Source organism: Vibrio lentus, assembly GCF_002875945.1.
In the GTDB taxonomy this organism is placed as follows: Bacteria; Pseudomonadota; Gammaproteobacteria; order Enterobacterales; family Vibrionaceae; genus Vibrio; species Vibrio apostichopi.
On record NZ_MCZK01000182.1, the window covers coordinates 55,572 to 81,170 of the forward strand.

Consider the following 25,599-nt stretch of genomic DNA (forward strand, 5'->3'; position numbering starts at 1 on the left):
ACCCTGTAAGTTAGAGTCAGGGTTCAAAGATAGGCTCTCACTACCTTCTGCGACCATTAAAGCGAAACTGCTGTGGCGTGACATCAAAAGACGCCTTGAAGGCTTTAATGTAAGACGAGTCGTTTTGATAGCCGACTTGGTCAGCAATACTTTGGATTGAGAACTCTTCATCGAGTAAAGACAACGAATAAATCAGCCGGATTTGTTGTCGCCACAACTGAAATGATGTGTTGAACTCTTTTGAGAATAAGCGTGATAAGGTTCGCTCTGATGCACCGACTTTCTCTCCCCATTCCTTTAGCGACAAATCCAACGTTGGCTTCTCTGTCAGCGCTTCAAATATAAGCTTCAAGCGTCTGTCTTCGGGTAGCAACAATTGATAGGTCTGAACGTTGTCTTTCATGATCTGATCGTGCAATACCGAGAGCAAGCGCGATACCTCTTCATCACTCACTAATCCTTCGCACTGTCTGCGAATTTCCTGCAATAGTGCATTCAAAAACGGCGTCAGGGTAATGGTTCGAACTTGAGGTTCATACTTAATACCAAAGGCTGGATTGAGATAAATGCCGACAAACGTCGTATGGCTGAGTGCTATAGATTCATGTTGGATCCCGGCAGGTACAAACAAAGCAGAAGTATGGGGCACAAGATGTTGGTAGTGCTCGGTTTTCGTTTGCAGTAGGCCTTTGATCGGGAAGATCACTTGATGCCACGTATGTTGGTGCATTGTATCGATGTAACCCTTGGGCATGTCGATGGTCTTCACCAACGCGGGCGAATTCGGGCTAGCGACCATCATCTCATTTGAGGTGATGATTTCGGAGTGAGAATCTATTTGGCGGGTTGGCATGGTTAAGTGTCTTTATGTCCCTATTCTGACGTGGCGAGACTAGGCTATCATGCCCGGCAGAGTGAATGAAGTAGAGAGGGCACACGTATGCGATATCAAGTTGAAGTATCGAAAGAAAACCAACTACTATTCAAAGTCGATATTGAAGGTATTAACCAAAACAAGTGTGAAACATCGCTCGAAACGGTATTAGCTAAGTTTCCGAAAACAGAAGGTTATCAACGTCATGTATTGCTTTCGAACAGCGAAACACGTTATCTAAAGAGCACTGCAAATCACATTGAAGTATTAGCAGCGGTTCCGGTATTTAAATCACTGGGTGAGCAATAAGTTGGCGTTAGCTCGTATAAAACAGCAAATAAGTTTCAGGTAAGAAGGAAGAGATATGAAGAAGTTAGGCGTAGTAAATAGTGTATTGGCTGGCAAAACCGTTACTTTTGCGCACGGTGCAAACAGTGCCATTGATAAGCAGGTTTTGTCGGAGCGCCAGCACGCCACAGAGTTGGGTTTTACCAACGATGAACAAGGCGACCCTCGCTTTCATGGCGGCATTCAAAAAGCTCTTCATATCTACCCGAGCGAGCACTACCCAGTTTGGCAGCAAGAACTGGGTGACAAAGACATCTTCCAATCTGCAGGCGCGTTTGGCGAGAACCTAAGCTCAAGCGGGATCACGGAACAATCCATTTGTTTGAAAGATAAGGTTCGTATTGGCTCAACTTTATTGGAAGTCTCACAGGGGCGCATGCCTTGTTGGAAGCTCAACGTGCGATTTGATCAAAACGATATGGCAAGAAGACTGCAAGGTACACTTCGAACTGGGTGGTACTTCCGAGTATTGGAAGAAGGCGATATTGGCGCAGGCGATGAGATCATTCTGTGTGAAAGACCTTATCCAGATTGGTCGTTAGCGCGCATCATGGGCGCGGTGTTTACTGGCAGCCTTGATAGAGAAGAGTTAAGTCAGATGGCTGAACTGCCTTTAGTCGAATCTTGGGGCAAGCTGGTTGAACGTCGTCTAGAAACCGATGAAGTCGAAGATTGGGAAATGCGTTTAGTTGGACCAACAGCAGCATAAACCCGGATGACAAAAAGCAATAAAGCCCACGAATGGAAGTTAGTGGGCTTTATGTTTATACGTTCTGTTTAACGTAAGCCTTGATTGACAATTAGAGCCAGAAGTTCTTCAAAGGCATCTCAGAGTCAAAGTGATGAGCAATCTGCGCTTGGAGTAGCTCAGCGGTCGCTATGGCATCAGTTAGCGCGTGGTGCGGTGTGTAGTCGGGTAAGTGGTATCGACGACGACTCTGCCCCAATCTCACTGAAGCTGGCTTCTTACCTTTTAGCTTATTCCACAAGCCGCCAGCCAGTTTATTCTGGATTTGAGATTCAATCTCGAGGGTGTCGAGGACTGGGAACTCAATACCTTCTCCGAGTCGCACCTTTAATGCATTATCCAAGAAGTCACGTTCGATACGACGATAGTGAACCACTGGGATATGTCCTGCCATTGATTCTAAGATCTCGCCCAACACTTCGCTAAGATCTGGCGCATCAATGATGTCATTGTGAGTGATGCCATGAATCACGACGGACTCTTCTTCCAACTTCTGTTTTGGTCTCAGCGTCCAGTGTTTGGCTTGTCGCAGGTAGATGCGATTGAGCGTAAATGGCACTAAACCAATGGTAATGATGCCGTCTTTGTTTGGGTTTAACCCCGTGGTTTCAAAGTCGACAGCCAAGAAGGTTACTTCTGAAAGTGGCGTATCAGGCGCAGGAAGAGGCTGGCTATAAAAGTGCTTTAAGCGGTCGTCGCGCGCGCGTTCGAGTTTCTGAGCAAACTTAAATGGCCAATCGACCGCAGGTGATCTGAATAGTTTGTTCATAAGCCCTACTTAAACTTATTGCTAGCTTGATAACGGAACTTAAGGAAGTTTTGCGCATTACTTAAGATTTGGAATGCATCCTTTAGATTGCGTCGTTCGAAGTCAGATAAGTTCTCTGGTTCAATGTTGTTATCAGGCTCGATATTGTTATCAACATCGTGCGCTTGGTGACGAATACGAACCAAGGAGATGAACTCCATAGCGTCTTTCAAATCCTGCGCTCTGCCTTTAGGTAAAATACCTGCATCGATAATATCGTCTAAACGCTCAAATGAGTTCTTCGAACGAGAAGCAACAGCTAACGAGTGAACACGAATCAAATCTGCGAGTGGCGCGGTGCCACGACGTTTAAGGTTGATCGAGTTGTTGTGACGGCCATCTTTCTCCATTACGAAATCTTTGAAGAAACCCAGAGGCGGTGTGCGGTTGAGCGCGTTACGAGCAAGACACGCCAAGAAGCGGTTGTTCTTACGTGCACGTCTTACGATGAAGCTGTTCAATTGCTCAGCCCATTTTAAGCGGCCATAGACACCATCTAAATCAAAGAAGATTGAGGCGTTCAGCAGCGCTTTCGGGTTTGGATCATCAATCCAATCGGCAAAGCACTCTTCCCATTGTCGACGTGTCATGCGCCAAGTAGGGTTGGTCGCCATGATGTCACCAGTACAGTAAACATAACCACACTGGTCTAAGCCGTCACAAATGAATTTTGAAAGTTCTTCAAAGTACTTGCCGTGTTTTGCTTCGTCGTATGTGTCATCAAGAATAATGGCGTTATCTTGGTCGGTAACCAGTAACTGCTCGTCACGTCCCATAGAGCCGAGCGCAAGGAAGCAGTATGGGATTGGCGATTTACCCAACTTCTCTTCACCTAGCTCGATAATACGTTGTTTAAAGCTGCGTCCGATTACCGACATCGCAGTACCCACCATGTGGGCATTGGCATCTTCATTGACCAAGCGTACAAAGCTGTCTTTCACTTGTTCGGAAAGCACTTTCAGGTCTTCGATACTTTGTTGTTGGAAGATGCTGCTTACCAATAACAGCGAGTTTTGAGATTCGTAACGTACGATATCGGTCGCTTCGATAATACCAATAGGCTTCTTATCTTTTAGCACGGGTAGGTGATGCACGTTGTAGCGAAGCATGGTCATCATGGCTTCGTATACATAGGCATTATGGTCGAGTGAGATAACCTCGGGTGTCATTACGCTAGAGACTTCATCCGATGGGTCGAGACCTTCAGCAAGTACACGTGTACATAAATCACGGTCGGTAATAATACCGATAACAGGTGTCGAATCATCCTCTTCGTCTTCAACGATATCTGGGTCGATAATCAGTAGGGAAGAGACGTTATCTTCGGCCATCATGGTGGCAGCTTGCTGAATCGTACGCGTTTTCTCGATCATCGGAGCTTCACTGGTGAGCAGTGTTTTAACCTTGGATGTCGTTAAATCGTTGGCGTCGTTGCTGTCTAAGTTAGCTTGACGCAGTCGCGCGTTATCTTCTACTTCGACAAAGTCAGCGAATGAATCATAGTTGTCATAAAGTTCTTGGAAAATAGGTTCGGGGATACAGTAGAGCAGGGTGTCTTCTGTTGCCTTAACAGGGAAGCGAACTTTGTTGTTGGTGAGTAACCCCATTTGGCCGAATAAGTGGCCTTCATCGAGACGGTTATAGAGCTCACCTTTACGACGATAGACTTCCACTTCGCCGCTTCGAACAATGTAAAGATCATTAATCTGGTCACCAAAGTGAATGATAGGTGTGTCTTGGCGGTAATAAGAAATTTCCACGCTACTGGTCACTTTCGCCAACATCTCCTCAGGGAGTTCTGTGAAAGGGGGGTATTGTGCCAGAAAGTTTTGAATCTCTAATAACTCAGCATCCATAATGATCATCCATTAGTTTGTATGATTTCATGGTACAACATTTGATAATATTTTGCCGTCACAAATCAATCTGTGAGCTAAAACCTTTTTAAAGTCTTATGGATAGACTAACCTTTCAATTAATGGAGTGACAGTTTAAGGATGATAGGAATGTCGAAGTGGAAGCTTAGTTTTGTATCTGCAGTTTTTATGTTTTCTCCAAGTTTGTGGGCAGCCACTGATGGTGTGGATATTCTTGATTATGACCATATATATGCGACCGCGCATTCGGGCAGTTTAAATGAAGATGCGGGTGGTAATAATAACGCCTCGTCGTTTGGTTTGGGGGTGAGTTACACCATGACGGATGATTGGTTGTTGCTAGGAGACTATAGCGCACGCTTCATTCACCCAGATGAAAGTACCACTCGAATTGATACCTTAATGACAGGGGCTGGGTATCGTTACAGCATCAAGAAAGACTTGGATATTGTCGCTTCTTACTTGCTGGGCATTACTAAAGGTGAGGTGGAGCTTAACGGTAGCAATGAAACCATCGAATCGGATACCGAATTTGTCCAAGGCGTTAAAGCCGAGATTAACTATGGTTTTGCAAAGCGTTGGATTGCGAATGGTAGCGTGCAGTTAAACCGAAGTGATTTGTTCGACGAAGAGATTTACCATTTAGGTTTGCGTTATCTCGTGACCAACAAATTTGCTATTGGTGGCTCTTACCAACATCGAGATGGTGAAGGCAATAAAGGTGGAAGTGAGAGAACCAATGAATTGGGTATTGAGTTTTTCCTAGAGTACTAACGTAGTTAAACCTAATACGTCAAAGACAGACACAAAAAAGCCAGCTTAGTCGCTGGCTTTTGCATATCTATCGGTCTGCAAGAGCAGGTTTCTGATCTGCAAATACAGATTTCTCTTTACGATTAAAGAACCGCAGCTAGACCTTTACATAGAGGACCCATGTTTGACTTAGTCATGCCTGCAACACTGATACGGCCAGAACCAACAATGTAGATAGCGAATTCGTCTTTCAGGCGAGTTACTTGCTCTTTGCTTAGACCAGAGAACGAGAACATGCCATTTTGACGTTCGATGAATGTGAAATCTGCATCAACACCTTCAGATTTCAGTGTTGTTACGAATAGCTCACGCATCTCTTGGATACGGTCGCGCATCTCTGCTACTTCTGCTTCCCATTCAGCACGTAGGTCAGCATCACCAAGGATGTGAGTAACGACAGCACTGCCGTGCGCTGGTGGGTTAGAGTAGATAGAGCGGATGATGCTCTTAACTTGAGAGAATGCTGTTGTTGCTACGTCTACAGACTCTGCAACCAATGTGAATGCACCAACACGTTCGTTGTACAAGCCAAAGTTCTTAGAGAACGAGCTCGCTACTAGAATTTCTTTGTTGTACTGAGCAAAAATACGCAGGCCAGCCGCATCTTCTTCAACACCTTTTGCAAAACCTTGGTAAGCAAAATCGAATAGAGGTAGCAGTTTCTTCTCAGCAACTAGCTTAGCCAGTACTTCCCACTCTTCAGTTGTTGGGTCGATACCTGTTGGGTTATGACAGCAGCCGTGAAGAAGAACGATATCGCCAGCAGAAGCTTTCTCAAGGTCAGCAACCATGCCGGCGAAGTCTTTGTCTTTTGTTTCAGCGTTGTAGTAGCTGTATTGAGCCGTCTCGATACCTGCAGCTGCGAAAACGCCGTTGTGGTTAGCCCAAGTTGGGTTACTGATCCAGATTTTTACGTCGCCCAGTTGGCGCTTGATGAATTCACCCGCTACGCGAAGTGCACCTGTACCACCTGGAGCTTGTGCTGTTTTAGCGCGTTGAGATGTAACGATCTCTGCGTCTGAACCGAAAAGAAGTTTCTGAACCGCTAGACCGTATTCAGCTGTACCTTCAATCGTTAGGTAAGATTTGGTTTTTTCGTTTTCAAGAAGTGCAGCTTCTGCTTTCTTTACTGTTTTAAGTACAGGCGTTTGACCATCTTCATTTTTGTAGATGCCAACACCAAGGTTGATTTTCTCTGCACGAGAGTCTTTTTTAAACTCTTCAGTAAGGCCGAGGATAGGATCGGCGGGAGCAGCTAACACTTTTTCAAACATAATCTTCATCCATGTCAATTGAGAGGGGATAGTATCTATGGGTAGTTATACCTGTATGGAATTTTTAAGACAATACGAAGTGAACAGAAAGGCTAAAAAAAATCCATTTCAATCAGATTTATTGACTAAAGAGGGTATTTGATAACAAAACACCCTACGGATTAACCTATAGGGTGCAAGAAGTTAGTGTTTTTTGAAGAGATTACGCGGGTTGAGCAACAAGGCTTTCGCGTTCGAGTTCACTCGCGATATTTTTGCCATCTTTATAGGTTGCAGCAATCGAAACAAACGCTTGTTCAACCGCTAGAAAGGCGTCGACAACTTGCGGATCAAAATGCGTCCCATTGCCCTCTAAGATAATATGTTTCGCTTGCTCATGAGTAAAGGCTGGCTTGTAGACTCGCTTCGAGATGAGCGCATCATAAACATCGGCTAATGCCATTAAACGACCCGATAACGGAATATCTTCACCAGACAACTGATTTGGATAACCGCTGCCGTTCCATTTCTCGTGGTGAGTGAGAGAAATCTCTTTCGCGACTCTTAAGAAAGAGCTGCTTCCTAACTGTCTCTCTGCAATAGATAACGCTTCGGCGCCAATAGCAGGGTGACCTTTCATTATCTCAAACTCTTCGTCAGTCAGTTTGCCCGGCTTCAACAACACACTGTCCGGTACTCCCACCTTGCCTACATCATGCAGTGGGGCAGACTTATAAAGCAGCTCGATATAGTTGGGTGTTAATAAGGTCGCGTGAGCTTCCGATTTGCTGAGCTCTTGCGCGAGAACCTTAACGTACTCCTGAGTTCTTAGGATATGCGCGCCCGTTTCATTATCTCTCGATTCAGCAAGCGCAGATAGGCTGACAATCGCAACGTCGCGTGTCGTTTTCACTTCGTTTTGTGCCGTTTCAAGGCTATCAAGCATGGTGTTGGTCATTGATGCCATTGACCCCAGCTCGTTGTAACCGAAAATAGGTAAACGAACGCCTTGTTCACCATTGGTGACCTTGCTCAATGCGCACTCTTGGCTAAGCAAAATGCGTTTAATCAGCTTGCTCCAAAGTGTCATTATGATGATTGCGTAGCCACCCAGCACCACCGCCAAATAAATGAATTCTTTGATCACACTGATCTTGCCAGTGCCGTCTAATAAACGTTCAGGGTTGTGTTCTAGCCAAAAGATGTCTTTGACGGCAATCATCGTCAACATAGTCGTTAGTGTGACTAAAAGAACGATGACCAAACCAATCATCTGCTTGACCAGTGAACTTCTCTCACCAATCAGATGAAAATCAAATTGGCCAGTCGCTTCCATTTTATCCATTTGGTTAAGCTTGGCGTTGAGTTGAAGAATGGTTCCAGTAAAGAAACCAAATAAACTCATGCCGAACAGCACTTTCAAATTACTATCTATGGTGAATTCATAGCTTAGGTTGTAATAAAGCGCGAAAGGGACGCTTGCAGTAAAAAACAATAGGGTATCGAGTTGTGCGAACCGACCTTGTTTGACTAAAGTGTGCTGCGCTAATAGGTAATGACGAACGAGCCATAATAAGACGAAGACGATAGTAACTTGAGTGAAAATCTCTAACGTGGTTAAGCTTTCGAGCATAGGGCATACTCGGCTGCCGTAGGTCCCAAATAGCACGCCTGCAATGAGGTATAATTTAGTCGTTAGCGATTGATTGTAGTTCGAATTATCCATCGATAAGCCTTTATTCTCAGGTTCAAAAATTTGTTTTTAGATCTACATAGCTGTTATAGATTCATACAATTTTACTGATTCACGATTTGTTGAATTGCATGTGTTTTATATAACTGACGTGAATGAGACCGGAAATTCTATCGATAGCTTTCGTGGATTGATACAAGAAACTGGTTTGTGTTAGTGATTTGTTAGCTAGGTGGGGGTTATTGCAGCATTTTTATGAAGATACTTGAATAGCCTCAGTTGAGATTAGAGGCTATTAAGTCGGTACACTTGAGCGAATTAAACCAAGTTACTTTTTAAGATTGATTTCAGCTTCAATAGAACTGGTTTCAATATCAGGATGAGACGCCAGTTTGTCAGTTGCCCACTGGTTTAGATGTTTAAGAATCGCAGACACCGCGTGTTTCTCTGTCGGTGCTTGATCTTGCTCTACGTCGATCTTCTGTTTTGGGTGTGAACCTGTCGCATCTTCAGCGATATGAAGCCAGTCTGGGTGCCAGTAATATGGTTGGCCACTCGGTGTTGTCCAACTATGAACACCATTTGACTCTCCTTTATAACTTAATTGGTCTGCTTTTATTTTTGTCATTGTTATCTCGCATGTATTTGGGTTACATCAAATTATTGAAGCAGAAAGCCAACTTAGCTCCTGCCTTGGTTACAAACTTAGCAAAGCTTACAAAGTTAACTGTGAACCAATTCACACTATTATAGAAATTAGCTGCAATCATATGGATAGCAGCAATAGTTGATAACGTTAGTGATAAAATCTCCGGCTTATAAATTTATCTAGGTAGTACAATTAGATGGCGCGTTATGAAGAGCTTGCAAAGGATATTCGAACTCAGATTGCTAACAACACTTGGCGATCCGGGGAGAAGATCCCTTCTGTGCGCATGAGTTGTCGTAATTACAACGTCAGCAATAGTACTGTCTTACAAGCCTACCAGTTGCTTGAAAGCGAAGGATGGATCATCGCTAAGCCTCAGTCTGGCTATTTTGTTGCGCCGCGAGTAGACGGTGTTGATCTTGATTCAACACCATTGCATCAAAAGAAAGCGATTAATGATCGTCTATTTGATTTTTTGAAATCGAGTTCTGCAGAAGGTGTCATTCCTTTTGGCTCGGCATTCCCAGATCCCGACCTTTTCCCGTTACCGACTTTAACTCGAAACCTTGCCAGTGCCGGAAGGAAAATGACCGGTGCTAGTGTAATCAATAACCTACCACCGGGCAGTGAGTCTCTAAGAAGACAAATTGCGCAGCGTTATCTGCAGCAAGGGATCACAGTTAATCACCAAGACATCGTGATTACGTCTGGTGCGATGGAAGCGCTTAACTTGAGCCTACAAACGGTCACCAAGTCGGGTGATAATGTTGTTATTGAATCCCCAGCTTTCTATGGCGCTTTACAGGCCGTCGAGAGGTTAGGGCTTAACCCGATTGAAGTCGATGTTTGTCCAGTTAATGGGTTGAACATAGAACAGTTTGAACATGCCCTAAAAAACCAAGACGTGAAAGCGTGCTGGTTGATGACGACTTTTCAAAACCCAACAGGAACGAGCCTATCTGAAGAGGCAAAGCGACGTGTTGTAGAGATTGCTGAACAACACAAAACCTACATTATTGAAGATGATGTGTACGGCGACCTATATTACGAAGGGCATAAACCTAAGCCGCTAAAGGCCTTTGATAAAACCGACTCTGTTTTGCTTTGTGGCTCGTATTCAAAAAGCCTGTGTCCCGGTTATCGAGTAGGCTGGGTAGTGAACACACGTTTCAACGATGCGATTCAAAAACTTCAGCTGCTTTCTACCTTATCGAGTAGTGCACCTGTTCAACTTGGTGTTGCACACTTTCTCACTCATGAAAGCTACGACAATCACCTCCGTAAACTGCGTAAAAACCTCTTGGTCAGAAAAGACCGATTTATTAGCGCGATTAGACAATACTTCCCCCAATCAATCGAGATTGAAGAACCTGCTGGTGGTTATTTCATTTGGGTTCGTTTCTCTGCAAATTTCGACAGCCAACAATTCCATCAACTCGCGATTGCACAAGGTATTAGCGTCGCATCGGGCGATCTATTTAGTGAGCAGGGCAAAGTAGATAACGCAATTCGATTGAATTTCTCTTATGAACTGACAGAAGAGAAAGAACAAGCGCTGATCCTACTTGGCAAGCTCGCGCATAAACTGACTCACTCGTAATAAACGTATTCCTGAGCGGTCTGATGTTTTGAGCGTTTAAGCGTTTTAGTTTAAAGCGAGCAAATGGCTTAGTCGTCACAAAACCTTAAGTCACTCATAAAAAAGACAATGATTGCAACTGTACGGATTGTTTGTGGTGCAACTGTACGCCTTATAAAGCAAAGAGTTGTGATTCAATAACGGTAGATTAAATATTGGAGATACCGTTATGTTGAAAATGACTATGGGAAACGAAGTTAAGCTGATCATCGTTGCTATTGTATGTGCTCTTCTGCTTATTCTCGGCCACGTATTGCTGGCAAAAGCATTCGCTGATATGGCTTGGGCAGAATACACCACTGCCGCAATCCCATTCGTTATGATGGCAATCTGCGGTCTCGCGATAAAATACGCTATCGACCAAGATGTTGATTAGCCTTTGAGTAACGAGTCTCAACCGGTGGTACGCAGAAGTATCCGTCATCTCGTTTTATTCCGAATATAAAAAAACCTCCGCAAGTGCGGAGGTTTTTATTTGTTCTTAACTTTTAAATTCGACTAAGGTTCGAATTAGAAGTTCGCAGAGCGTGGTGTACGCGGGAACGGGATAACGTCACGAACGTTGCCCATACCTGTTACGTAAGACACTAGACGCTCAAAGCCAAGACCGAAGCCAGCGTGAGGCACTGTGCCGTATTTACGTAGGTCGCGGTACCAGCTCATGTGCTCAGGGTCGATACCCATGCCAATCATGCGCTCGTCTAGAATGTCTAGACGCTCTTCACGTTGTGCACCACCGATGATTTCACCGATGCCTGGTGCAAGTACGTCCATTGCTGCAACTGTTTTGCCGTCGTCGTTTAAGCGCATGTAGAAAGCTTTGATGTCTTTCGGGTAGTTCTTAACGATAACAGGAGCTTTGAAGTGCTCTTCAGCTAGGTAACGCTCATGCTCAGAAGACATGTCGATGCCCCACTCAACGTCGAATTCAAATTTCTTACCAGAGTCTAGTAGGATTTGGATTGCGTCAGTGTAGTCAACTTGTGCGAAATCAGCGTCTACGAATTGCTCTAGACGAGTGATTGCTTCTTTGTCGATGCGAGAAGCGAAGAACTCAAGGTCATCACGGCGTTCTTCAAGAACAGCAGCGAAAACGTACTTAAGCATGTCTTCAGCCAGTTTCGCTACATCGTCAAGGTCTGCAAACGCAACTTCAGGCTCAACCATCCAGAACTCAGCTAGGTGGCGGCTTGTGTTTGAGTTTTCAGCACGGAACGTAGGACCGAACGTGTAAACCTTGCTTAGTGCACAAGCGTAAGCTTCAGCATTAAGTTGGCCAGATACTGTTAGGAAAGTTTCTTTACCGAAGAAATCTTCGTTGAAGTCAACTTTGCCTTCGTCAGTGCGAGGTAGGTTTTCCATGTCTAGCGTAGATACGCGGAACATTTCACCAGCGCCTTCTGCATCAGATGCAGTGATAAGCGGAGCTGAAGTCCAGAAGAAACCTTGCTCGTGGTAGAAACGGTGAATCGCTTGAGATAGACAGTTACGTATACGTGCTACTGCGCCGATCACGTTGGTACGTGGACGTAGGTGAGCAACTTCACGAAGGTATTCGATAGAGTGACGTGTCTTAGCCATTGGGTAAGTGTCAGCGTCTTCAACCCAGCCTACAACTTTAACGTCAGTTGCTGCTAGTTCGAAGTCTTGACCTTTCGCAGGAGACTCAACAATCTTACCAGTTACTTCAACAGAGCAGCCAGTTGTTAGCTTTAATACTTCGTCTTCGTAATTATTAAGATTATTAGGAACCACGGCCTGAATCGGGTCGAAACAAGAGCCGTCATAAATGGCAAGGAAAGAGATTCCAGCTTTGGAATCACGACGTGAACGGATCCAGCCGCGAACAGTTACTTCACTGTCTACCGCTAGCTTGCCGCCAAGTACGTCTGTTACAGGCGCGTAAGTCATGTTGATTTCATTCTCCATTGAGGGACAAATTCAACTCAAAGTCTCTAGCATTGCAGCAAATAAACCGTTATTTGAACAATAATTAGCCGAAACATTGAGTTGTATAAACTTTTTAAATCGATTGAACATATTACCTGTCATACAGACAGCTTCAACCTTTATTCTTGCTCGGCGAAAGAAATATTTTGTCTATCGAGGATAAAAATCAATAAGGGCTGATTTTTTACTCTATTTTCTACATTTCAGCGAAGAGTTGTCCCGTTGGTCTCTCAATTGAAGACTAATTCTTACGGTTTTCAGAGTTGGAGAGTGTGAATTGATTAATCAGTGACTCGAGATGGTCAGACAGTTCTTCCAAATCATGACTGATCCCGCGCGTTTCTCCGGCTGATTGCGAAGTATTATTGGCGTGAGAAGTAATGGTTTCGACTTTGTGTTGAACATCTTTCGTTGCGAGTGTGGTGGACTGTGTTTGCTGTTGGATATTTTGAGCATGTGCCAGCACTTGCTTCATCTCTTCGACCACTCCATTCATGTCGTGAGACAGAGCATCAACATCTGTTGAGCTTTGATGAGCTTGCGCGCAAACACGGTCGGCAGAAGTCAGAGACTCCTCACTGCCTTGTTGGAATTGGTGAATAATCGATTCAATGTTACCGGTGGCTTCAGCCGTTCGTGAGGCGAGGTGACGAACTTCATCGGCAACGACAGCAAAACCTCGGCCTTGCTCTCCTGCTCGAGCGGCTTCAATGGCCGCATTTAAAGCGAGAAGGTTGGTTTGATCGGCGATGCCTCGAATCACACTCAATATAGAAGACACTTCGCCCGTTTGTTCATTGAGTGTCAGTATCTTGTGTTTCACTTCTTCAATACTGGTCACCAAATTTTTGATTTCGCTGCTCGCACCGTGTGCTTGATTGGCACTTTTACACGCGACATCAGCAGTATGATTGATTAACTCGGATGCTGTTAACGTTGCTTGCTCTACATTCACTTGTTGCGCCTGTATCCCTTCTACATTGTGCTGTACCTCAGCGGTTTCGCTTTGTTGATCGCTGGCGGCTTTTTCCGTGATTTGAGCAACGCTGGTTAACTGGTTGGCAGAAGCATTGAGCTTATGTGAGGTGTCTTGGACCTTGACCAAGCTGTCTGAGACCGTCCCCATAAAGGAATTAATTGAGCTGGCTAAGGTGCCAATTTCATCGTTACTTTGTTCAGGCAATCGAGTGGATAGGTTTTTATTCTCGCTGACCTGTGTCATGAAGTTTGAGGTTTGTTGAAGAGGGCGAACAATAATTTTACGAATTAAGCCCATCGTCAGCACAAAACCAACGAATGAAATCACCGCCATAATGCCAATGGCCGCCATGGTTTGAGTGTTAATCAATGAATTGACATGGTTTAGGTTGTATTCAAGACGTATTGCGCCCAGAACTTCACCCTCAGGTGCCATATGACAAGCGACACAATTTGTTCCACGGTAGTTTTCACTCGACTTCATCGGTAGGGCGATAACCAAGCCTTTACCCCATTCGGCAGAAAAAGGTTCAATAATGGTTTCACCAGCCAGTGCGCGTTTATCAATATCATCAACTGGTTTCTGATTTTCGTTACCCGGTCCGTAGAGCTTACTGACCGCATCAGCACGCAGCACTCGTACGTTTTCAATCCCTTCTTGAGCTAATGCTTTCTGACGTAACGTTTCTTTTTGCGCCATCGTTCCAGTGAGCATCATCATATTGAGGCTATCGAAATAGTTACTGGCTTTATCGTGAAGTTGTTCACTTAATACGGAGTTAACCAGTTGTTTTTGCTGTGAGTATTGAAAATACGTCGATATGACGAGCAGAAACGTGAATACGAGGGCGAGAGCCACGAGGATTTTGACGGTGATTGTTGAGCGCATAGGATAGTCGGTTTTTATTATTTATAATGACGCGCATACTTTAACGGGAAGAACACCTACTCCCTATGGGGTATAACGAATTGTGTGACCACACTCCGGTTGTGGTTATGTTTCTGTGATGTAGCGAGTTTGTGACCGTGTTCTTTAGGGTTTGAACGGGAGTCTATCTTTAGATTTGAAGTGTATGAAAGGCCTCAGAAAATCACATGACTTTGAAAAGGCCACTTCCTAAAAGGCACCCAATGGATGCCTCCGTCTAGTATTATTCAATCTGCCTTAACAGCGAAGTCGCTATCATTCCAGTGATCGGTTAGTTGGTTAGATTTAAGCCCAGTTGAAGCGCCATGCTTAATTCATTGCGTTCAACAATTTCCTCAACGACTTTGCCTTCATCATTGAATCGGAAGTAAGTCAGACTCGTCCAAGTAACGTTCTTACCATTCAGTTGGTAGCCCTTCCACTCATCAGCACCTTTTGCTCGGTGAGTGAGCGCAACAACAACTTGTTGCCCATCCTCTACAATTTTTTGAAACGTCGTTTCCAGAGATTCATATCGGTCAGTAACATGAACCTTTAACATTGCTTCGAACTCAATAAGACCGTTTATTATCTTGTTGCAATCTGGTCGATGAATCATTGTATCTTCAGCAAAATATTCGCCGACACGGTGAGTCTGTTTACCGTCGACACAGTGCTTAAAGTAATCTTTTACGACCTGAACTTGTTTGCTTGTCATTATTTCTATCCTTATGTTTGTTGAGTGCCAACAATCTAATTGAACGCCATTGTCTTGAGTAGAGCCCATTTAGTAGATAGTCTGTCGACAATATGTAAACAGTAGGGTCGGGTCATGAATGTTCTAACGTCCATTAAGTCATTTATTGTGACTGTTGAGGAAGGCAGCTTTACAGGTGGAGCTAAGAAGATCGGAGTATCAAAATCTTTGGTTAGTCGCCATGTAAGAGAATTGGAGACTTACCTGAACACCCGCTTATTGAATCGATCTACCAAGTCACTGTCTTTAACTGAGGCAGGCCGTCGCTATTTCAATGAGGCTCATGGATTGGTCGATCGTATTGAAGACTTAAATGACTCTTTGAGGTTTGATAGTTCTGAAATGGTTGGCTCTTTGAGTGTGATGTCACCCAAAGGTCTCACTGAGATCATGTTAATGCCGTTCATTTTAGAATTTTCTGATAAGTACCCAGATTTGAATATGAACCTTATGCTTTCGGATGGCGTTCAAGATCTCGCGACGGTTGGTTATGACATTGCGATTCGTTCTGGTGATTTGGTTTCGAAAGACTTAGGAATGATCGCGCGTACCATCTTTGTTAATCAGAATATGGTTTGTGCTTCACCTAAATATTTGGCTAATAGCTCAGACATTAATACTCCTAATGATTTAGTGAATCACCGCATAATTGAAGATCCAAACCTAAAGAATGATGGTGTGTGGCGGTTCGAGCTGGATGAACATTGCCATGATATAAACCTAAAGCCAACCCTTACCGTAAACAGCGTGCAAGCAGTAAAGGTCGCCGTTCGTTCAGGTTATGGCATTGCAATGCTGCCAAGGCAATTGGCTGAAGATGATGTAGAGTCGGGCGCCATTGTGGAAGTCCTGTCCCAGTATGCGCTTAAAGAGAGAACGGTTTACGCACTTTACCGAGAGCGAGTGAATACGCCGCGCAAAGTGAAGGTGTTTATTGATGAACTATGTGAGCACTTCTCTTGCTGTTGAATATACTAGCCAAGCGTCAATATTAAAATCCACCTGCCAAAACAGGTGGATTTTTACTTTTACTTTCAGTTGCCGATTGAGAGTTAGCTGACGGTTGAAAGGGGAATGGCGTCAGAGATTGATTTCTCTAATCTGATGGCGATAAATTTTGAGGTCGGAGTAAAGGTTCGTTCACCATAGCTGTCTAGAGGAACCAGAGGATTGGTTTCAGGGTAGTAAGCCGCCGCCTGACCCTGTGGAACGTCATAAGCCACCAAGGTAAACCCTTTCACTTTTCTCGTTACACCATCTTCCCAAAGCGACACCATATCGACCTTGTCACCCGGTTCAAAACCGAGCTTCAATATATCAGCTTCATTGATAAACAAAACTTCGCGCATACCAAAGACACCGCGGTACCGATCATTCAAGCCATATAACGTGGTGTTGTATTGGTCATGGGAACGCATGGTTTGTAAGATCAAATCGGGTTTATTAGCACCCTGCAACACAGCTTCATTAATCAGATGTTTTGGCAGTTCATTGGAGCCAAATTGCGCTTTACCACTGAGGGTGTTCCATTGGCGATTTGCGGCAGGATTGACTAAATGAAATCCCCCCGGATTTTCCAGTTTTTGATTGAAGTCAGTAAAGCCCGGAATTGTATCTGCAATGAGCTCTCGAATATGCCCATAATCTTGAATGACCCAATTCCAATCTATTGGATGGCTGCCCAGTGTGGCATTGGCAATACCCGCGACAATGGCTGGTTCAGAACGTAAATGCTCTGATCGAGGTTCGAGCTGTCCGTAAGAGATGTGAACCATGCTGAAGGTATCTTCGACGGTGATGCCTTGTGGCCCATTAGCTTGTGTATCGATTTCCGTACGTCCCAAACATGGAAGAATCAGGGCATCTTGACCGGTAACAAGGTGAGAGCGATTGAGTTTGGTTGAGATATGAACGGTTAGGTCACAATTTTTCATCGCTAGATGCGTGCGAGGAGTATCGGGTGTGGCTTGCGCAAAATTACCACCTAAACCAATAAAGACTTTCGAGCGTTTTTCCTCCATCGCTTTAATCGCTTGTATGGTGTTGTGGCCTACATCTCGTGGGGCATTGAAATTAAAGCGGCGTTCAATGCTATCTAGAAATTGGTTTGAGGGTTTTTCATCGATACCCATCGTACGATCGCCTTGGACATTACTATGTCCCCTAACCGGTGATAGCCCAGCACCTGGCTTACCGACGTTGCCGCGCAACAATTGCACGTTGGCTACTTCTTTGATGGTTTGTACTGAATGACGATGTTGTGTTAGCCCCATCGCCCAACACATGATCACTTTTTCTGAACGGCGGTACATGTCTGCGACCATTTCTATTTCGCTTAAAGCTAACCCTGATTGTTCAGCGATATGTTCCCATGTTGTCGCGTCAACTTCTGCTAAATATTCATCAATACCTGTGGTGTGTTCGCTGATGAATTTACGATCAAATATGGCTTTTCCTTCGGTTGCGAGCGCATCACGTTCCCATTGCAGCAAATATTTAGCCATCCCACGAAAGACCGCCATATCGCCACCTAATGCGGGTCTTAAATAAGCGGTATTGGTTGGTTTTGAACCATTGCTTAACATTTCAACTGGAACTTGAGGATTTTGGAAACGTTCAAGCCCACGTTCTTTCAATGGATTGAAACAGATCACCTGCGCACCGCGTTTTACCGCTTCACGCAATGGCTCAAGCATACGTGGGTGGTTAGTGCCTGGGTTTTGCCCGAGTACAAAGATCGCATCTGCTTTTTCAAAGTCGTCAAAAATTACGGTTCCTTTACCCACACCGACCGTATCTTTCATGCCAATTGCACTGGCTTCGTGGCACATGTTTGAACAGTCAGGGAAGTTATTTGTTCCAAACGCACGGACGAAGAGTTGGTACAAAAATGCTGCTTCATTACTGGCGCGACCCGAGGTGTAAAATTCGGCTTGATGTGGTGAGTCGAGTTGCTTCAAATGCTTGGCTATGAGCGAAAAGGCTTCGTCCCACGCGATAGGAATATAGTGGTCGGATGCAGCGTCGTACTTCATTGGATGAGTTATTCGGCCTTGGTATTCCAGCCAGTAATCTGTTTGTGATGACAAGGACGTTACGCTGTGTTCAGCGAAAAAATCAGGATCCACAAATCGATTTGTGGCTTCCCAGTTCACGGCTTTTGCACCGTTCTCACAGAAGTTCACTTTACTGCCGTGTGGGGATTCACCCCATGCGCATCCCGGACAATCAAAACCACCGTTTTGATTCGTTTTAAGCATTGTTCGAATGTTTTTGATGGCATTTTCGCTGCCCCACCAACTCTTAGTGACGGCTTTTAACGCCCCCCAACCACCAGCAGGACCTTTATATTTTTTGATCTGTTCTTTTTGGCTCACAACTGCACTCCTCACACGTGGGAACGGCAGTAAACAAGGGAACCGGTAAAAACAGGCGCGTTATAAAAATAAGGCGGGAGTAAAACGGTTTTGATTATTTGATGTCGATACCTGTTTACTGCTTTGAATATTTAGAAATAGACCGGCTGATTTTTGCCATGATCTAAATCAAAGGTTATGTCGTTAAGGGGCGCTGCGTCCAATTGATATTGCCGACTAAGTGATAAATAGAATCTATGATGGCGAGTAAATATGGAAAGTATCGCTTTTGTCACAGTGATAAATAGATTTGTCATAGTGATAAATAAAATTTATTAGCCAGTGCGATATGAGTTCTATTTTGTGAGATATTTGTCGAGCAGCCTTGATATAGCTGAGCCCTCCGTGATAGTTGCTGTCTATCACGCTATAGATAATTTAGATTTGACCTGTATTTAAATTAGGCATACTTTGATTTAAATCAAAAAATACCGTTTTATTTTAGCTGTCGCTTTACAGATAGAGCCATTTCCCGTGATAGCTCTTTTCAATCGTAGAGAACAGTGAATGTACGACAAACGCGAAGACGACGTCTCATTTCAAGGTTTTACTGATCATTCATGGATATAAAACAACTTAAGTATTTAATCGCTTTAGATCAAACGAAACACTTTGGTCAGGCTGCGACACTTTGCCATATTACTCAGCCTACGTTGTCGATGAGGATAAGGCGGTTAGAAGAAGAGTTAGACCTCGAATTGATTTCAAGAAGTCAACGTTTTGAGGGGTTTACCGAAGCGGGCGAACGTATATTGGCTTGGGCAAAGACGGTCTTAGCGGCTCATGACGGTTTACAAGCCGAAGCGGCTAACTGCCGTGGTCAATTGGTCGGCTCGCTAAGAATTGGCATGGTGCCTTTAGCCAGCCAAAACCCGATGCAGTTGATTAAACCTTTAGCAGAAAAATTCCCTGAACTTCGTTTTCAAATTTTGTCGATGACATCTGAGCAGATCATAGACCAGCTCAATCGTAACCAACTTGATTTAGGTATGTGTTACACCGACCAGATCAATACGGCTTATTTTGACGTTATAGAAATGAACTCGACGGATTTAGGCATTCTGTATGACAGTCGATTCTTTGATTTTGCTGAGTCGGAAGTCTTATGGGAATCACTGAATAGCATTCCTTTGGGGCTTTTGTCTAAAGGCATGCATTATCGTCATTCGATTGATTTGAGCTTCGGTAGTAAAGGCCTAGTTCCGCAGACTTTGATTGAAAGTAACTCAACGTTTCACCTGATCCAAGCCGTCACCAGTGGCCTGTGCTGTGCTGTTATGCCGCTTAACTCTGGATTGGAAGAGCTCAATGAACAACTGCGTATCGTACCGATAGAAAAAGCCGTGGTGCATTCGCCTCTAGGTCTACTTAAGCGTAAACAAGAACCTTATTCGGCACTCACTGATCAGTGTTTTGCTGAAGCAAAACTCTTGTTTAATTAGTGATATTTGTTTAATTAGTGATATTTGTTTAATCAGCGATATTTGTTTAACCAGTGATATTTATTTAATCAGTAACGTTTTCAGTCTGAGTCGATATCGTCAAGCTGACCGTCTTTCTGGGTGATTTTATGAGATGTATAACTCAATCCTATATTGAACTGCCTGATTTTAATCAAGCGCCTCCACAGCCCAATGCCATGAGCTATCGTGAGCTTACGGGCTATAGCATGGTGGTGGATGCACCTCTGGCAAACGAATCTGCATTGGCGATCAGTTATAACGGGATCAGTCAGGCGGTTATGATGGTGACGCCCGGTCACATGGAAGACTTTGTGCGAGGTTTTAGTTTAAGCACCGGCATCATAAAAAGATTCAGTGAAATTCGTGATATTGAGATTGGAGGCAATGGTGAATCTCATTTCGCGCAAGTAGAAATCAGCAATCGCGCTTTTTGGGAAATGAAAACTCAACGACGTAACCTGGCTGGAACCACAGGCTGTGGTTTATGCGGTGTTGAGGCGCTTGAACAAGCACTTCCGGATTTGGTTCCATTGCCATCGTCATTACCACCCAGTCCACTGGTTTTTGAGGGGTTGAGAGGGCGAATTGCTGAACATCAAAAAGCAGCCAAAATATCCGGTGCTTTACATGCCGCTTTGTTTGCGAACTCGAAAGGTGAAATTTCACTTTGTCGTGAAGACATCGGCCGCCACAACGCACTGGATAAACTAATAGGGGCGATGGCCGTGAACGAAATCAACCCTAAGTCGGGGTTCGCCATTATGACGAGTCGTTGCAGTTTAGAGCTTATTCATAAAGCCGTACGTGCTGAAATCGCAACCTTGGTTTGTTTGTCGGCTCCGACCTCATTGACGGTCGAATGGGCAAGACGTAATCGCTTGAATCTGATTCACTTACCAAACAGCAGTCCACCTCGTTTATATAGTCCTGCGCCTTAATGTAATGTTTTCGTTCGGATAAAGAGAGACCATTGCTTCTCTCTTTGGTTTTTATTAATAATGATTATTGTTTTACGCGGTTTGGTGGTTAATTTCTGCTCAAACGGCTATTTTGTTCAATTTAATAGCAGAAATTGTGGTTATAGCGTTGTGTTTCGAGGCTCATTCGATAAGATAAAAAGACTTCTAATACTAGGGGTAAGGCAGCAATGGATACGCTGCTTCAAATACTATGGAATGTGACTCAATTATTGGACACATACATGACATTCAAGATTACATCGCCGATTATTGAACCTACGGAAGGTTCACCACATCAGTTAACGCTCACTCACGCTTCTCGTTTTACCTCTTTTAAGACAAGCTCCCCTTTGAACGCCCTGTTCGACAACGTCTCTGCACGCTTCTTTACTGCTTATCGCTCCTATTGTTATTCGTTTTATAACTTTATTTCTATCTGAACTCCTTTGTCATCCGCTTGATGTACGAAGACTCACACCTATAAAAACTAAACAAATAAGTTAAAAATAATGAATATTAAAATGATGGGTAGCTCCCTAATTATCGCTGGTACCGCTCTCGGTGCTGGTATGCTTGCGATCCCAATGGTATTAGCTCAATTTGGATTGCTTTACGGCACACTGCTGATGGTTCTGATCTGTTTCGGTACCACTTACGCAGCACTATTACTTCTAGAAGCGACCATCAAAGCCGGTGGCGGTCTAGGGTTGAACTCTATTGCTCGAAAAACTCTGGGCAAACAAGGGCAGTTGATTACCAACGGCCTGCTTTACGCGTTATTGATTTGCCTATTAATGGCTTACATTCTGGGTGCGGGTGATTTGCTGAGCAAGTTACTGTCTAACTTTGGCGTTGAGATCACCGCGGCCACGAGCCAAATCACGTTTACTTTACTTGCTGGCGCTGTTGTCGCGAGTGGCACAGGAGTGATTGATAAGCTCAACCGCGCATTGTTCTTTGTGATGCTAGCAAGCTTGTTTGCAACTATGGTGTTTTTAGCACCAAGCATGACGCAAGAAAACTTGATGCAGGTAACCAGTCATGAGCACGTAGATCTAATCAAAACCAGTGCCATCCTGTTTACGAGCTTTGGCTTTATGGTTGTGATTCCAACCTTGGTTTCTTACAACCACGAAGCGACAGACAAACAGCTGCGTAACATGGTGATCGTCGGTTCTCTGATTCCATTAGTGTGCTACCTGTGCTGGTTGTTTGCTGTGGTTGGTAACTTGAGTGAAGAGCAATTTAGAAGCTTCAAGAACGTATCAGATTTGATGGCTGCGTTTGAGGCTCAATCTCCTTGGGTGGGTAATGTTCTTTCTACCTTCACAGGTTTGGCACTGTTAACTTCTTTCTTTGGTGTGGCGATGGCGCTGTTCAATCAGAATAGAGACATGTTCAACCAAAACACAGCGGTGACTTACTGCATTAGCTTTATCTTGCCGCTGGCGAGTTCACTGCTTGCTGCGGATAAGTTCCTACAAGTGTTGAACTATGCAGGCATCATCTTAGTGTTCTTGGCTGTTTTTGTTCCTCTGGTGATGGTTCATAAGCAACGCTTTATGAAAGTCGCGGAAGACAGATACAGCGCTGAAGGTGGCAAGCCAATGTTGCTTTTCTCATTGTTGTTTGGTTGCTTCTTGCTTACCTCACAAGTGATTTAACAAAACAGTTTGGTGGCTTGCATAAATCAGTCACCAAATTTCAGCTACAAAAGCTTCAGATACAAAAAAAGGAACGCATTGGCGTTCCTTTCTATTATCTGCTCATAAAAGCAGATTGAGTTAAGTGTTGGCTTGTTAACTGATGCTGGCCAATAAATGAATACGAACTAGCAAGCCATTATTAACTAACAAACGAATGTTAATTAACAAACAACCTTAACAGCCAAACCACCTTGAGATGTCTCACGGTATTTAGCGTTCATGTCTTTACCTGTTTCTAGCATAGTTTCGATAACTTTATCTAGAGAAACGGTAGGAGCAGAAGAGCGACGAAGTGCCATACGAGTTGAGTTGATTGCTTTCACTGCAGCAATACCGTTACGCTCGATACATGGTACTTGTACTTGGCCAGCAACTGGGTCACACGTTAGACCTAGGTTGTGCTCCATGCCGATTTCTGCAGCCATACATACTTGCTCAGGGCTACCACCCATAAGCTCAGCAAGACCAGCAGCAGCCATAGAACATGCCACACCAACTTCACCCTGACAGCCAACTTCAGCGCCAGAGATAGAAGCGTTACGCTTGTAAAGACCACCGATCGCGCCAGAAGCTGCGAAGTAACGGATGTAGTCTTTCTCTGTTACTGTTTGGATGAACTTATCGTAGTAAGCTAATACTGCTGGGATGATGCCACACGCACCGTTTGTTGGTGCCGTTACTACACGACCGCCCGCAGCATTTTCTTCGTTTACTGCAAAAGCAAACATGTTCACCCAATCAACAACCGTCATTGGATCATTAGTTGTTTTTTCTGACGTGATCAGTTGTTGGCGAAGTGCTGCTGCACGACGAGGTACACGCAATGGACCAGGCAGGATACCTTCAGTATTCATACCGCGATCCATACACTCACGCATCGTTCTCCAGATGTTAGCGAAGTAAGTACGAGACTCTTCGTCTGAGTGGAACGCCGCTTGGTTTTTCATAACCAGTGTACTGATAGAAAGACCGCTTTCTTTACACTGATTAACCAGCTCTTCAGCTGTTGTGAATTCGTAAGGTGCTTTAATTGGGTTTTCTTCTTCTTTGCCGAAGCTCTCTTCGTCAACGATGAAACCGCCACCAATTGAGTAGTAGGTTTTTGAGTAAGCGACTTCGTCATCAACCCAAGCATGAATGCTCATGCCGTTTTCATGCAATGAAAGGTTCGAAGTATGGAAGTTCATTCCGCCATCTTTAGGGAACGAAACAGTATGACAGTGCATACCAACAGGTAGACGTTCAGTTTCTTCTACGCGAGCAATGAAGCCGGCGATAGAGTCGATATCTACTTTCTCAGGAGTATTGCCAGCAAGACCCATGATGATAGCGATATCTGTGTGGTGACCTTTCCCTGTCAGTGATAGTGATCCATATACGTCCACGGTGATTTTAGTGATGTCGCGCAATTTTCCCATTGAACGTAGGTCATCAATAAATTCTTTACCCGCTTTCATTGGTCCAACTGTGTGTGAGCTCGATGGACCAACACCGATTTTATAGATATCAAATACACTAATCATTGCGATTACCTCAAAAAGAGAGCCTCCCAAGGGGAGTAGGGAGGCTCATTTATTATCATTATATTTTGTGTTTAATCTCGCGATATAAGATGAAGCTCATCTTATAAAAAGTGCTTTAGATTAAAGAGCGCCGTAGATTACAGAACTAATAGCCGCTAGACCACATAAAGCTGTAAAGATTTGCACAGGTGCTGATGTTTTGTACTTAGCCATTGCTGGTACTTTTTGCATCGCGAATACAGGCATTAGGAACAGGATAGCTGCAATCATTGGAGCACCCATTGTTTCAATCATACCTAGGATGCTTGGGTTAACTACCGCAACAATCCAAGTTGTAACAACGATGAACGCTAGAGATGCTTTCTCAATCGTGCTGATTGAAGAACCAGAGCGAGACTTGATTAGACCAACAAGACCTTCATGAGCACCTAGGAAGTGACCGAAGTAGCTAGAAGTGATTGCTGCGAACGCTACTAGAGGACCCATGTACGAGATAAGTGGAGACTCATGAACGTTAGCTAGGTAAGAAAGTACAGAGATGTTTTGCGCTTGTGCTGTTGCTAGTTGCTCTGGAGATAGAGAAAGCACTACAGAGAATACGAAGAACATTACAAAACCCATCAGCATCATTGCTGCGCCACCAGTGATCGCGTCAGTTTTCTTAACTGCGTCATCACCGTATACACGACGTTGCTCTTTAGAGAACTGTGAAATGATTGGGCTGTGGTTGAAAGAGAACACGATGATTGGAATCGCAAGCCAGATAATAGAAGGCATTGCTGACCATTCTGGGCTTGTTTCCATCATTGAAGTGTTCCAATCAGGAACTAGGTAGAAAGACAATGCTAGTAGGATGAATACTAGTGGGTAAACCATTGCTGAAGTTGCTTTAAGCATCAGCTCTTTGCCGAATACAACACCTGCTGTCATAGCAAGGATAAGTGCACCAGAAAGAAGAGGACGAGGAATAGATTCCATGCCCATTTGGTTTACTAGGAAAGAATCAACCGTGTTGGTGATACCAACGCCGTAGATAAGAACGATTGGGTAGATAGCGAAAAAGTAAGCAAAAGTAATAAGGTTTGCGCCAGTCTTACCGAAGTGTTCTTCAACTGTATCTGTAATATCTGCTTCAGGGTTCTTAGAAGACAATACGAAACGAGCTAGAGATTTGTGTGCGAACCAAGTCATTGGCGCCGCGATTAGAGCTAGGATAACTGGCTCTTCTCCGCTTAGAT

The 25,599-nt window shown here is 44.2% G+C and carries 21 protein-coding genes; 9 read left to right on the plus strand and 12 right to left on the minus strand.

Going from position 1 to position 25,599, the window contains the following annotated elements; genetic code table 11:
- Positions 1 to 40 precede the first annotated feature (40 nt).
- On the minus strand, positions 41 to 853 hold the full coding sequence (locus tag BCT49_RS25120) for an AraC family transcriptional regulator (RefSeq protein WP_102439064.1): 813 nt from the start codon (positions 851 to 853) through the stop codon (positions 41 to 43).
- 87 nt (positions 854 to 940) lie between these two features.
- Here BCT49_RS25120 and BCT49_RS25125 point away from each other — a divergent pair, with 87 nt between their 5' ends.
- Positions 941 to 1,183 carry a hypothetical protein gene (locus BCT49_RS25125; protein WP_102439066.1) on the plus strand — a complete coding sequence of 81 codons (243 nt, stop codon included), beginning with the start codon at positions 941 to 943 and terminating at the stop codon, positions 1,181 to 1,183.
- Between the two features lie 55 nt (positions 1,184 to 1,238).
- On the plus strand, positions 1,239 to 1,931 hold the full coding sequence (locus tag BCT49_RS25130; protein ID WP_102439068.1) for an MOSC domain-containing protein: 693 nt from the start codon (positions 1,239 to 1,241) through the stop codon (positions 1,929 to 1,931).
- A gap of 91 nt (positions 1,932 to 2,022) precedes the next feature.
- Here BCT49_RS25130 and BCT49_RS25135 read toward each other — a convergent pair whose 3' ends face one another.
- Positions 2,023 to 2,739 (minus strand): 3'-5' exonuclease, encoded by a 717-nt coding sequence (locus BCT49_RS25135; RefSeq protein WP_017108213.1) that lies wholly within the window; start codon positions 2,737 to 2,739, stop codon positions 2,023 to 2,025.
- Between the two features lie 5 nt (positions 2,740 to 2,744).
- Positions 2,745 to 4,634, minus strand: a complete 1,890-nt coding sequence (locus BCT49_RS25140) for a DUF294 nucleotidyltransferase-like domain-containing protein (protein ID WP_102439070.1) — start codon at positions 4,632 to 4,634, stop codon at positions 2,745 to 2,747.
- A 150-nt stretch (positions 4,635 to 4,784) separates the two neighbouring features.
- Between BCT49_RS25140 and BCT49_RS25145 the strand changes: the two genes are divergently transcribed.
- Positions 4,785 to 5,429, plus strand: a complete 645-nt coding sequence (locus BCT49_RS25145; RefSeq protein ID WP_102439071.1) for an outer membrane beta-barrel protein — start codon at positions 4,785 to 4,787, stop codon at positions 5,427 to 5,429.
- A gap of 122 nt (positions 5,430 to 5,551) precedes the next feature.
- Here BCT49_RS25145 and BCT49_RS25150 read toward each other — a convergent pair whose 3' ends face one another.
- From BCT49_RS25150 to BCT49_RS25160, 3 genes are all read right to left on the minus strand, one after another.
- Entirely contained in the window at positions 5,552 to 6,742 is a 1,191-nt protein-coding gene (locus tag BCT49_RS25150; RefSeq protein ID WP_102439073.1) for an amino acid aminotransferase, read from the minus strand.
- A gap of 202 nt (positions 6,743 to 6,944) precedes the next feature.
- Complete coding sequence (locus BCT49_RS25155; RefSeq protein WP_102439075.1) at positions 6,945 to 8,447, minus strand: HD-GYP domain-containing protein; 1,503 nt, start codon at positions 8,445 to 8,447, stop codon at positions 6,945 to 6,947.
- 295 nt (positions 8,448 to 8,742) lie between these two features.
- Positions 8,743 to 9,042 carry a hypothetical protein gene (locus tag BCT49_RS25160; RefSeq protein WP_016788028.1) on the minus strand — a complete coding sequence of 100 codons (300 nt, stop codon included), beginning with the start codon at positions 9,040 to 9,042 and terminating at the stop codon, positions 8,743 to 8,745.
- Positions 9,043 to 9,259: 217 nt separating this feature from the next.
- Between BCT49_RS25160 and BCT49_RS25165 the strand changes: the two genes are divergently transcribed.
- Entirely contained in the window at positions 9,260 to 10,663 is a 1,404-nt protein-coding gene (locus tag BCT49_RS25165) for a PLP-dependent aminotransferase family protein (protein WP_102439077.1), read from the plus strand.
- A gap of 208 nt (positions 10,664 to 10,871) precedes the next feature.
- Positions 10,872 to 11,078 (plus strand): hypothetical protein, encoded by a 207-nt coding sequence (locus BCT49_RS25170; RefSeq protein WP_004734707.1) that lies wholly within the window; start codon positions 10,872 to 10,874, stop codon positions 11,076 to 11,078.
- 134 nt (positions 11,079 to 11,212) lie between these two features.
- Here BCT49_RS25170 and asnS read toward each other — a convergent pair whose 3' ends face one another.
- The 3 genes from asnS to BCT49_RS25185 form a co-directional block, all read right to left on the minus strand.
- Positions 11,213 to 12,613, minus strand: a complete 1,401-nt coding sequence (gene asnS / locus BCT49_RS25175; RefSeq protein WP_102439079.1) for an asparagine--tRNA ligase — start codon at positions 12,611 to 12,613, stop codon at positions 11,213 to 11,215.
- A gap of 280 nt (positions 12,614 to 12,893) precedes the next feature.
- On the minus strand, positions 12,894 to 14,519 hold the full coding sequence (locus tag BCT49_RS25180) for a methyl-accepting chemotaxis protein (RefSeq protein WP_102439081.1): 1,626 nt from the start codon (positions 14,517 to 14,519) through the stop codon (positions 12,894 to 12,896).
- Between the two features lie 310 nt (positions 14,520 to 14,829).
- On the minus strand, positions 14,830 to 15,255 hold the full coding sequence (locus tag BCT49_RS25185; RefSeq protein WP_102439083.1) for an ester cyclase: 426 nt from the start codon (positions 15,253 to 15,255) through the stop codon (positions 14,830 to 14,832).
- A gap of 114 nt (positions 15,256 to 15,369) precedes the next feature.
- Between BCT49_RS25185 and BCT49_RS25190 the strand changes: the two genes are divergently transcribed.
- Positions 15,370 to 16,263 carry a LysR family transcriptional regulator gene (locus BCT49_RS25190; RefSeq protein ID WP_102439085.1) on the plus strand — a complete coding sequence of 298 codons (894 nt, stop codon included), beginning with the start codon at positions 15,370 to 15,372 and terminating at the stop codon, positions 16,261 to 16,263.
- An 83-nt stretch (positions 16,264 to 16,346) separates the two neighbouring features.
- Here the strand turns inward: BCT49_RS25190 and BCT49_RS25195 are convergent, their stop codons facing one another.
- The gene (locus BCT49_RS25195; RefSeq protein WP_102439087.1) at positions 16,347 to 18,671 is read right to left on the minus strand and encodes an FdhF/YdeP family oxidoreductase; all 2,325 of its coding nucleotides are present in this window, start codon (positions 18,669 to 18,671) and stop codon (positions 16,347 to 16,349) included.
- A gap of 599 nt (positions 18,672 to 19,270) precedes the next feature.
- Between BCT49_RS25195 and BCT49_RS25200 the strand changes: the two genes are divergently transcribed.
- From BCT49_RS25200 to BCT49_RS25210, 3 genes are all read left to right on the plus strand, one after another.
- Positions 19,271 to 20,152, plus strand: coding sequence for a LysR family transcriptional regulator (locus BCT49_RS25200; protein WP_102439089.1), 882 nt, complete (start codon positions 19,271 to 19,273; stop codon positions 20,150 to 20,152).
- A 128-nt stretch (positions 20,153 to 20,280) separates the two neighbouring features.
- Positions 20,281 to 21,111 carry a formate dehydrogenase accessory sulfurtransferase FdhD gene (gene fdhD, locus BCT49_RS25205; RefSeq protein ID WP_102439091.1) on the plus strand — a complete coding sequence of 277 codons (831 nt, stop codon included), beginning with the start codon at positions 20,281 to 20,283 and terminating at the stop codon, positions 21,109 to 21,111.
- A 542-nt stretch (positions 21,112 to 21,653) separates the two neighbouring features.
- Complete coding sequence (locus BCT49_RS25210) at positions 21,654 to 22,796, plus strand: amino acid permease (protein ID WP_102439093.1); 1,143 nt, start codon at positions 21,654 to 21,656, stop codon at positions 22,794 to 22,796.
- A gap of 203 nt (positions 22,797 to 22,999) precedes the next feature.
- On the opposite strand, the gene BCT49_RS25215 is transcribed toward BCT49_RS25210, so the two are convergent.
- Both BCT49_RS25215 and BCT49_RS25220 read right to left on the minus strand, forming a co-directional pair.
- Positions 23,000 to 24,361, minus strand: coding sequence for an L-serine ammonia-lyase (locus tag BCT49_RS25215; protein ID WP_102307422.1), 1,362 nt, complete (start codon positions 24,359 to 24,361; stop codon positions 23,000 to 23,002).
- A gap of 120 nt (positions 24,362 to 24,481) precedes the next feature.
- A partial coding sequence (locus tag BCT49_RS25220; RefSeq protein WP_102439095.1) for a septum formation protein occupies positions 24,482 to 25,599 on the minus strand: 1,118 nt, incomplete at its 5' end.